This window comes from Streptomyces sp. NPDC096046, assembly GCF_040303285.1.
In the GTDB taxonomy this organism is placed as follows: Bacteria; Actinomycetota; Actinomycetes; order Streptomycetales; family Streptomycetaceae; genus Streptomyces.
This window is the reverse complement of sequence record NZ_JBEOSZ010000055.1, coordinates 36,017-43,793: the sequence shown is the minus strand read 5'-3', so window position 1 is coordinate 43,793 and position 7,777 is coordinate 36,017. Positions and strand designations below refer to the sequence as shown.

Genomic DNA, 7,777 nt, shown 5'->3' with positions numbered 1-7,777 from the left:
TCCACGGCCGAGTACTCACACCATCACGAACGGCCAAATCAACCAGCCGGTCACGCCCGACCAGGACACCTCAACAAGATCGTGTTACGAGCTCTAAGAGGCTCCACCAGTAGGTAGGCACGGGAGTCAATTGCCTTCCAGGGGCGTTCGATTACCTGACGCAGTCAGGCCGTGCGGGCGCGGAGGCGGCGCAGCATGCGTGGGTCCTCGAAACCGACTGAGCGGGCGGCGGCATCGATCGTCGCGCCATGGCTGATCAAGTGTTGGGCGCGTTCGAGGCGCAGGGTCTGCTGGTACCGCAGTGGGGTGAGTCCGGTGACGCGGCTGAAGAGGCGGGTGAGGGTGCGTTCGCTCACGCCGACGGCCGAGGCCAGGGTGGGCAGCGGGAGCGATTGGTCGAAGCGGGCGTCGATGAGGTCCTGGGCGCGGTGCACGGTGTCGTCGAGGTGGGACCGGTGTCGGAGCATCGCGCTGGACTGCGGCTCATGGCCGTTGCGGCGAGCGTAGACGACCATGTCCCGGGCCACCTGGGCGGCGACGGCCGGGCCGTGCCGGGTCGCGACCAGGTGCAGGGCCAGATCGATGCCGCTGGCGATGCCGGCCGAGGTGATTACCCGGTCGTCGGCGGTGAACAGGACGTCGCGGACGACCACCGCCCTGGGGTGGCGCAGGGCCAGCTCGTCCTGCACGTCGTGGTGGGTGGTGCAGTGGCGGCCGTCGAGCAGGCCGGCCTGGCCGAGCGCCTCGGCTCCGGCGCAGACGCTGGCCACCGTCCCGCCCCTGGCGTGATGGTCCCGGAGGACCCGCAGGGAGGCGGCGCCGATGGCGGGGGCGTCGGCCAGGGGGACTGTCCGCCAGCCGGGCACCACGATCAGATCTTCGGGCCCGAGCTCGGGCCAGTCGAGTCCGGCCACCAGCGGCAGCCCCTGGGCGGTGGAGACCTGTGGCTGCTCGGCGACGTAGGCAAGTACGTAGGGATGCCCGAAGTCGGCGGCCGTGGAGAAGACCTGCGCGGGGCCGGCCAGGTCCAGCAAGTGAACTCCGGGCACCAGGAAGAAGACGATGTGGCTCACGATTCGGTCATCATGCCGGAAATCCTGCTGCGGCCTCCAGCTGGTCGACCGTCGCGATGGTGGCGAAGCGTCCGGCGAGGGCGTACTCGGTGCGCCTGATGACCTCTTCGGCAGGCAGCGTGCGGGGGTCGGCCAGCAGCTCGGCGACGCTCTGGTCGGCGGGAGCGTCGCGGTGCGGGATGGGATTGGTCGCGGTCGCGTCGACGGCAAAGGTGACCCGGTAGCCGAGGTCGCTGGCGACGCGGGTGGTGGTCTCCACGCACTGCTCGGTGCGGATGCCGCAGACGGTGAGTTCGTGGATGCCGCACTCGGTGAGGAGTTGTTGCAGGTTGGTGGTGGTGAAGGCGTTGTGTGAGGTCTTGTGGATCAGCGGCTCCCCATCCGCTCGCTCCAGCTCCTCCATCAGCCGGACATGGCCGAGGGCGGGGTCGAATACATCGCCGGTGCCGGGCTCGGAGTGCAGTACCCACACCACCAGGTCCCCGGCTTGGCGGGAGAGCCGGACCAGGCGGTTCACCTGGTCGGCGATCTTCAGGTCGGAGGTGGTTTCCCACAGCGGACGGGCGCGGAAGGACTCCTGGACATCGATGACGATCAGTGCTCGGGTCATGTCCCCAAGCCTGAGCCGCGCTGGCCGGGCGGCAACAGGCCGCATCGGGTCCGGCAGCGGACCGATCCGGTCAGTAGTAGGTCAGGCAGTTGAGCAACCACAGCAGGGCCGAGGGGAACTGCGCGAGATCGGTGGGCAGCTGCCTGCCCTCCCGCTTCCCGCACGCAGTTGATCAAGCACAGCCTCGCGCCTCTGGACAGTGACATTAGGGCGTCCGCGAGCAGGTCATCGAATGCGAGGGTTTCGTGGGCGGAGTCCCAGCGGTAGAGGGTCCAGGCGCGTCGGAGCATGCAGCGGACGGTGATGATGGTGCTGGCCAGGGCGATGAAGAACTCGACTGGGGCTCTTCGTCGCTCGGTACAGCGGCGGTGCTTGCCGAAGTTGTTCATCCAGGAGTTCGTGCGCTCCACCACCCACCGTCCACCAGTTTGGATGGAGGTCTTCGCGCCGCGCTCGGCGATCTGACCAAAGATCCCTCGGGCTTCCAGGTCCTGGTGGACCATGCCGTAGTCATACCCGGCGTCCAGGCTCAGGCGCGGGTGCTCGGGCAGGGGCCCCAGGGCAGCTTCCAGGTCGGCGAAGCGGTCGAGGGTGGCGGGCAGCAGCGTGTGGTCGCGGGTGTTGGCCGGCGCCTGGTCGGTGACCAGCGGTATGCCGTTCCCGTCCGTCAACTGCGAGCGTTTGATGCCTTGTTTCGCTCGGTCGACGGGGCTCTTGCCAGCGCACTCGCCGCCGGAGGGGGCCTTGGTGATGCAGCCGTCGGCGGACAGCTGGTCGAGTTCCAGGCCGATCATCCGGTCGTAGGCGGACAGCACGAGCAGCCTCAGGGTCTCCATCACCCCAGCCGCGATCCACTCATCGCGGCGGCGGCGCAGGGTGGTGGCGGAGCAGGAACTGTCGGCCGCCCGCTCATATCCGCAGCCGAAGACCAGGACCTGCACCAGGCGGTCGAAGACCACCGTGTCACTGATGCGCGGGTTGTGGCAGCCCCACGGATGGCGGTCCTCACGCGTGGGCAGCAGCGCGAGGAACTCGTCACGGATCGGGTCGAGAACGCATGATGGGACGGCAGGCACGGATCCCCCGATGATCACGAAGCGTAGAGAACTCCATGATCGGGCGAACCGTGTCTACCCCTGCCACCACCACTCAGTTCAGCACCTACTGGCGGACGCTCTAATACCCCGTTCACCCCCCGCGCGTACCCGCGCATGCGGGGTACACGCTTTACGCCTCCGATAGGAAGGCATTACCCGCACGGTGCAGGGCAGCACTGCTGGTGAAGGTCTTGATGTGCCAGTATCACCCACATGGCTGATAGAGAGATGGCGGACACCCAAAGAGGTGCGCAGCCGGGCCAGCTGTCGGTCATGATCACCGCCACCGACGGCATCCGCGTGATCACCGCGGCCGGCGAAATCGACCACGACACCATCGAACCCCTCCGCCAGGCCCTGCAAGCCCCCAGCCTCCCCCGGCCCCGCATCGTCATCGACATGCACCAGGTCACCTTCATGGACTCCAGCGGCATCAACACCCTCATCGCCGCCCACCAGGCTGTCACCGCGGCCGGCGGTTGGCTCCGCCTGGCCGGCCCCGCCGGATCCGTGATGCGCACCCTGCAGATCGTCGGTGTCGACGCCCTCATCGACTCCCGCCCCACCCTGCGTGAGGCACTCACCAACTGACCAGCCTCTCCGGCCGCCTTGGCAGCACTGACGTCCGCCAGGCGCGGCCTGAGGCCGGAGCGCCCCCTCCAGCCCCGAGGAACCTGCGCACCGCCGTGGCCGCGAAACCCAGGCTGCCTTTCCTGTCGCGGGGCCCGCACACCCGTCGTACACAGAGCGTGAGGGATTCAGCTGGGCTATTTAGCACTTGAGTTGGCCGCACTGAGCAGTGTGGTTGGCCCGGCCTGGTGCCTGGCACTCAGCCCTCAGTTGGCGGTCGCGCCGAACCACCTGGGCAGGTGGCTGATCAGGTCCTGCTGATCTTCACCGACCCACGCCACGTGGCCGTCCGGTCGTAGCAGCACCGCGGGCACGTCCAGTTCCTCGCTGACGTCGACGACGTGGTCGACCCGGTCTGCCCACCCGGCGACCGAGAGCCGTCCGGTCTGGTCGAGCAGCATTCCGCGGCCGCCGTGCATCAACTCATAGAGGCGCCCACGCTTCAGGGCCACGTCCCGCATCCGCCGACCGAGCAGATGATGCCCCTCGCCGAAGTCGTAGCGGACCCCGACCGCGATGATCTTCTCGATCAGGTACCGGTTCACCTCCTCGAAGTCCATCAGTTCCGACACCAGCCGGCGCACCGCCCGGGGACCCGGCGCGGTAGACATCAGCTCCATCTGTGCGCGGGTGTTGTCCAGCACGTCGGCGGCCACCGGGTGCCGTTCGGTGTGGTAGCTGTCCAGCAACCCCTGCGGTCCCCAGCCGCCGACCTCGGCGGCCAGTTTCCAGCCGAGGTTGAACGCGTCCTGGATGCCGAGGTTGAGGCCTTGTCCGCCGGTTGGCGGGTGGATGTGCGCCGCGTCGCCGGCCAGCAGTATCCGGCCGACGCGGTAGCGCTCGGCCTGCCGGGTGGCGTCGCCGAACCGGGAGAGCCAGCGTGGCGAGTGCACGCCGAAGTCGGTGCCGGCGAAGTCCCGCAACTGCTGCTTGAACTCCTCAAGGGTCGGCGGGACGGTACGGTCCTCGGCCACCCCCTCGGCGGGCACGACGACGCGGTACACCCCGTCCCCGACCGGCCCGGCGCCGAACCGCTTCTGGGTCTTGCGGACTTCGGCCACCACGGCGGCCAGCGTCTCCGGCGGCACGGCCACCTCCATCTCGCCCAGCAGTGTATCGACCCTGGTGGGCTCGCCGGGGAAGCCGACGCCGAGCAGCTTGCGCACCGTGCTGCGGCCACCGTCGCAGCCGACGAGGTAGCGCGAGCGCAGCCGCGTGCCTCCCCCGCCGGCTACGCCCTCACTGGCGGGGGTACCCCCATTGGCCAGTTCGACGGTCACCCCGTGCTCGTCCTGGTTCAGCCCGACCAGTGCGCAGCCGCGGCGGATCTCGGCGCCGAGCTCGGTGGGGCGCTCGGCCAGCAGGCGGTCAGTGGTGGTCTGCGGGATGCCGAGGACATACCCATGCGCGGTGTCCAGCCGGTCGGGCCAGGGCTTGTCGAGGGCGGCGAAGAAACCGCCGACCTTGTACTGCTGGCCGTGCGCGAGGAACCGCTCCAGCAGACCGCGCTGGTCCATCACCTCGATGCTGCGCACGTGCAGGCCGGTTGCGCGGACATAGCTGGCCGGCTGCGCCTCCTTCTCCAGCACGAGCACACGCACGCCGTGCAACCGCAACTCGCTGGCCAGCATCAAACCGGTCGGTCCGGCGCCGACCACGATCACGTCAATCATCAAATCCCCCACTGAACAAGGTTGCGCCGGTGCCCGCAACCGCACCGCGAGTCCCACCGGTGGTTTCACGTCCCGCGAGACCCAGAGATCAGCAAGAACACACGTACTTCGTGAATCCACGATTTCCGCAGGTTCTGGCCTCGGCCGGAGATTCTGCAGCACAACCCGGGTCTTGCCGCAAGGCCCCCGGTGCGCTATACGTTGAGAGTGGCAAGGAGCGGGTAACCTCCTTGCCTTTGCCTTTTGCCGTCGGTGTGGACGGACACGCTCCTCCCGATGCCGTGACGCGCCGCCTACGGCGATACCACCGGTCCAGGAGACCTACGGGATGCAACCGCGGACCGCGAGGTCCACCCTCTTCAGCAAGGTCGACTCGACCGTCGTCGACTGCGCATGATCGCCACCATGTCGGGCCAACCGCGATGCTGCTCAGTTGGCGGACGCCTCAGGTTTCCGCCCAGGTCGCGATCCCCACGGCTTTTGGCGTCGGAGCTGATCAAGGGCGTCGTGTCCACGGTGTCAGCGGGGCTTGGGCTTCCTCGTCCACTGACTGGTGCGGGGGCTCTTGCGGGTGAGGCGCTTGGTCATCACAGTGATGAGTGCCCAGTTCAGGTGGGCTTCGGAGTGCTGGGGCGGACGCCCTCTCCCCGCCGCAGCCTGACCAAGCGACCGAGCCGATGGCGTCAGACCCGCACACCACGCGCGATTCGGTACAGCACGTTCGGACGCAGTGGCCCTTCGGGCGCGGCGGGGTCGTCGAAATCGTCAGCAGGGTCGCGGGTCATGCCGATCCGGCGCATCACTGCCTGTGAACGGAGGTTGGTAGCAGTTGTCACTGCAAGGATCTCGGGTAGTTCAAGCGTTTCGAAGCCGAAGGCCAGGCCAGCCAAGGCGGCCTCGGTGGCGTAACCCTGGCCCCAGGCCGAGCGAGCGAGCCTCCAACCGATCTCAACCCCCGTGAACGGCATGCCATCATCCACCTGGTCCAAGCCCGCGAAGCCGATGAACGCGCCCGTGGCCTGCAATTGAACTGCCCACCATCCGTAGCCCCGCTGGTCGAACTCGGCCTGGAACTGCGCCACAGAGGCATCGCTCTGTTCACGGGTGAGCAGGTCGCCCAAATGCTCCCGAACCACGGGATCAGCATTCATCGCCGCCCACGGTTCAAGGTCGGAGTCTTGCCATCGACGGAGCACGAGGCGATCGGTACGCAGTTCAGCCATGCTGCCCAGCCAACGTGAGCGCTGCCCCCAAGGCAATCCATTTTCTTCGGGACTGCTACCGCCGCTCAAAAGGAGAATGGACGGCTGGCCCCAAGCCTGACGAAGCGACCACCGCCCCGGCGAACCTTTCCGATCCGCCATCTCAGTAGCCGTTCGCGACACCAGCGCACCCCAGAGGCTCGGTCTGTCTGCAGAGCTCGTCGGGCTCGCGGATAAAACAAGAGGTCGACCCTGGGGCGGGCTCGTGCCGTGAGGATCAACGTCCGGCCGGCCGCCGGGAGTTTCACGGTGGTCACGGAGGCGCCGGGCTGTGCCGCTCTTGACAGAGGTCTCGAAGACCAGGGGAAACGAAGGCATCAGCCCGGCGCCCGCGTCATCACCGCGAGGTGCGGACGGTGGTGGGGGCCGTGGCCGTGGCGTAGGCGCCGGGTCTCGCCGCTCTAGTCTAGGCGAAGGCCTCTCGGGCAGGCTGACATCAGGCGTTGCCCGACGCCCACGACACCGCCACGGATCCCACCGGTGGACAGCGGCGCCAGTCTCAGAGCGGGTCTCCAGGACCATGAGGGCCGAAGGCGTTCCGCTGCCCGTTGTCGACCGCTCACCCAGCCCCTTGCGAAGACCGGACCGAGCCGCCTACACCCCGGATTAGGGAATCGGTCGGGTTGGAGGCTGTGGTCTTCAAGCGGCTCACCGACGCCTGCAAGCCGTCGGTTCGGGGTTTGTCACGAGGGGTAGGGGCGTTGTCGGTGGCGGCCGGTACGTTGCGATCATGGGTATCTATCTGGTGAGTGTCACCGCGCAGGACTGGTCGCAGCCAGGGGAGGACGGGTACGGGGACGTCGCCGCCGCGCTGAACACCGAGCTGGAGAGGCGCGGGCTGCCCCCTTACGAGCTGCGGCAGGCCGCACGGGAGGCGCCGGGCTGGTTCGAGGAGAAGGTCAGCCCGTCCATGGACGGCTTCGTGGCGCTGTGCAGGACGCGGCTGACCGACGCGGAGCTGTCGGCCCTCCTCGACTGGAGCGTGCTGGTGCCCCTCCCGCTGGAGGACGAGATCGTCCTCCCCGTCGGCACCGCGTACTCCGGCGAGGAGACAGCGGTCGCCGGCGCCCCGCGGGTGCTCGCCTTGGCCGAGCGGCTGGCCGGTGCCGTCGGCCTGCCCGTGGACGCGATACCGGCGGGCGAGAACCTCGCACTGAGCCTGTGGTTCCTGGAGGGCGGGGCGGAGCGGACCGCCCGGGTGCGGCCGGGACCGTGGACCGAGGACCGGGACGCGGCCTTCTACGTAGCGCTCTACCTGCGCGCCGCGCAGTACTCCCTGCGGTACGGCTGCCCGATGACCTACTCCTAAAGCCGGCCATGGCGGCGGCCGACCGGCCGGAAAGACCGTACACGGGTCCAGGCCGAAGGCCGTGCCCGCCGCCTGTCCGAGTGCCCCGCCTCTCCCGTACCGTCGGCAGGACGAGCATGGCGA

6 protein-coding genes and 2 pseudogenes are annotated in these 7,777 nt (G+C 68.5%); 2 read left to right on the top strand and 6 right to left on the bottom strand.

All coding sequences use genetic code 11. The features are described 5' to 3' along the window. Positions 1-164: 164 nt before the first annotated feature. The 3 genes and pseudogenes from ABTX62_RS32800 to ABTX62_RS32790 all read right to left on the bottom strand — a co-directional run bounded on the left by ABTX62_RS32800 (position 165) and on the right by ABTX62_RS32790 (position 2,759). Entirely contained in the window at positions 165-1,073 is a 909-nt protein-coding gene (locus tag ABTX62_RS32800; RefSeq protein WP_352119574.1) for a GlxA family transcriptional regulator, read from the bottom strand. 10 nt (positions 1,074-1,083) lie between these two features. Then, a complete protein-coding gene (locus ABTX62_RS32795; protein ID WP_352119573.1) occupies positions 1,084-1,683 on the bottom strand; it encodes an isochorismatase family protein in 600 nt (199 codons plus the stop codon). A gap of 225 nt (positions 1,684-1,908) precedes the next feature. Further along, positions 1,909-2,759 (bottom strand): annotated as a pseudogene (locus ABTX62_RS32790) (IS5 family transposase). 234 nt (positions 2,760-2,993) lie between these two features. Between ABTX62_RS32790 and ABTX62_RS32785 the strand changes: the two are divergent. Further along, on the top strand, positions 2,994-3,371 hold the full coding sequence (locus ABTX62_RS32785) for an STAS domain-containing protein (RefSeq protein ID WP_352119572.1): 378 nt from the start codon (positions 2,994-2,996) through the stop codon (positions 3,369-3,371). 245 nt (positions 3,372-3,616) lie between these two features. On the opposite strand, the gene rox is transcribed toward ABTX62_RS32785, so the two are convergent. The 3 genes and pseudogenes from rox to ABTX62_RS32770 all read right to left on the bottom strand — a co-directional run bounded on the left by rox (position 3,617) and on the right by ABTX62_RS32770 (position 6,306). Next, positions 3,617-5,083, bottom strand: coding sequence for a rifampin monooxygenase (gene rox, locus ABTX62_RS32780; RefSeq protein ID WP_352119571.1), 1,467 nt, complete (start codon positions 5,081-5,083; stop codon positions 3,617-3,619). A 528-nt stretch (positions 5,084-5,611) separates the two neighbouring features. Continuing rightward, positions 5,612-5,713, bottom strand: a pseudogene (locus ABTX62_RS32775) (IS5-like element IS4811 family transposase); the annotation flags it as partial. A gap of 53 nt (positions 5,714-5,766) precedes the next feature. After that, entirely contained in the window at positions 5,767-6,306 is a 540-nt protein-coding gene (locus ABTX62_RS32770; protein ID WP_352119570.1) for a GNAT family N-acetyltransferase, read from the bottom strand. A gap of 769 nt (positions 6,307-7,075) precedes the next feature. Between ABTX62_RS32770 and ABTX62_RS32765 the strand changes: the two genes are divergently transcribed. Continuing rightward, positions 7,076-7,654 (top strand): hypothetical protein, encoded by a 579-nt coding sequence (locus tag ABTX62_RS32765; protein ID WP_352119569.1) that lies wholly within the window; start codon positions 7,076-7,078, stop codon positions 7,652-7,654. The last annotated feature ends 123 nt before the right edge of the window (positions 7,655-7,777 follow it).

What these genes read in the sequence shown, in the direction of transcription:
- ABTX62_RS32795 (WP_352119573.1), bottom strand. Translation starts at nt 1,683, where the DNA reads ATGACCCGAGCACTGATCGTCATCGATGTCCAGGAGTCCTTCCGCGCC.
- ABTX62_RS32785 (WP_352119572.1), top strand. Translation starts at nt 2,994, where the DNA reads ATGGCTGATAGAGAGATGGCGGACACCCAAAGAGGTGCGCAGCCGGGC.
- rox (WP_352119571.1), bottom strand. Translation starts at nt 5,083, where the DNA reads ATGATTGACGTGATCGTGGTCGGCGCCGGACCGACCGGTTTGATGCTG.
- ABTX62_RS32770 (WP_352119570.1), bottom strand. Translation starts at nt 6,306, where the DNA reads ATGGCTGAACTGCGTACCGATCGCCTCGTGCTCCGTCGATGGCAAGAC.
- ABTX62_RS32765 (WP_352119569.1), top strand. Translation starts at nt 7,076, where the DNA reads ATGGGTATCTATCTGGTGAGTGTCACCGCGCAGGACTGGTCGCAGCCA.